The following is a 1,277-nucleotide window of genomic DNA, read 5'->3' on the forward strand; positions in this document are numbered from 1 at the left end:
TGACCCCTGCCGTCAATCCCGTAGACTTAAACTTGGGAGATTTTAGTTACGCAGCCTGACGATAATAATCAAACCACACCTGTCTTGGTGATTTATAGCTCAAGCCCTTTTGAATTCTAGTCTGATTGTAGTACAGCTCGATGTATCTAATAATATCGTTGATCGCTGCAAATCTAGTCTTATAATCCTGATGATATACCAGCTCGTTCTTTAAAGTGCCCCAGAAGCTTTCTATTGGAGCATTGTCGAAGCAATTACCTTTAGCGCTCATAGATCCTGTAAACTGATGCTGTTTAATGATCTTATGGTAGGCATGGCTGCAATACTGGCTGCCTCTGTCAGAATGGACTATTAGTTTTTTGGCAGGTCGTTTGTTTTTGATTGCCATGTTCAATGCGTGACAGACCAAATCTGCGGTCATGCGTTTGTTGATCGCATAGCCGACCAGCTCTTTGGTATATAAGTCTTTGACTCCCGCTAAGTACAGCCAGCCCTCATGTGTCCAGATATAGGTGATGTCACTGACCCAAGACTCATTAGGACACTTGGCATCAAACTGCTGATCCAGCACGTTATCATAGACCAGTTTGTTGTGATTAGAGTCGGTGGTCACTTTAAAGCGCTTATGACGACGACATTTAATGCCGTGTTCCTCTTTGATGCTTCTTACCATATACAGGCTAATGTCATGCCCTTGCTCGCTTAGATGAGCATGCAGTCGATCTACGCCATAACGTTCTTTCGTTTCATTGTGAGCGGCTTTAACCAATAACTCGCACTGATTACGATGTACCTGCTGACAGCTGATATGACGACCCAGCCAGTCATAGTAGCTTGAGGGTTTAACCTGTAGTACGCGGCACATGCTACTAATGCTAAAGACTTGCTGGTTGTCTTTGATAAAGGCGTACTTGACTAACTGTGCTTTGCAAAGTACGCCGTGGCCTTTTTTAGGATCTCTCGCTCCTCTTCGGCAACTTTAAGTTGTCGCTTGAGCTGCTTTATTTCTTGAAGAGCCGTCATAAGATCAGGATCGTATTGAGCTGTTCCTGCAAGTTTGCCTTGATTAGCTTTGTTGTTCCAGTTCGATAAGGTTTGCATGGCGATCCCGAGCTGCTTTGCAGTAGCTGAAATATTGCCGTTGTTGTCTGATATCTTCTTGACGGCTTCGGCTTTAAATTCGTCACTGTAGGTTCTGATTTTCTTGGTCATGATAAACTCCTGTTATTGTGCTTAGTTTACCAAGTTTATCTCTACGGTTTATTCAGCATAGCTCA

Annotated in this window: 1 protein-coding gene; it reads right to left on the reverse strand. The window is 43.5% G+C overall.

The features are described 5' to 3' along the window. Positions 1-46: 46 nt before the first annotated feature. Positions 47-1,212 (reverse strand): IS3 family transposase gene (locus tag ACT3RN_RS15655; RefSeq protein WP_192520997.1). Its coding sequence is split into 2 segments (ribosomal slippage): positions 47-954 and positions 954-1,212, totalling 1,167 coding nucleotides; the frame shifts between segments, so codons are not numbered across the junction. Between the last annotated feature and the right edge of the window lie 65 nt (positions 1,213-1,277).

The organism is Psychrobacter sp. AOP5-GZ1-6 (assembly GCF_052376345.1).
GTDB lineage: Bacteria > Pseudomonadota > Gammaproteobacteria > Pseudomonadales > Moraxellaceae > Psychrobacter.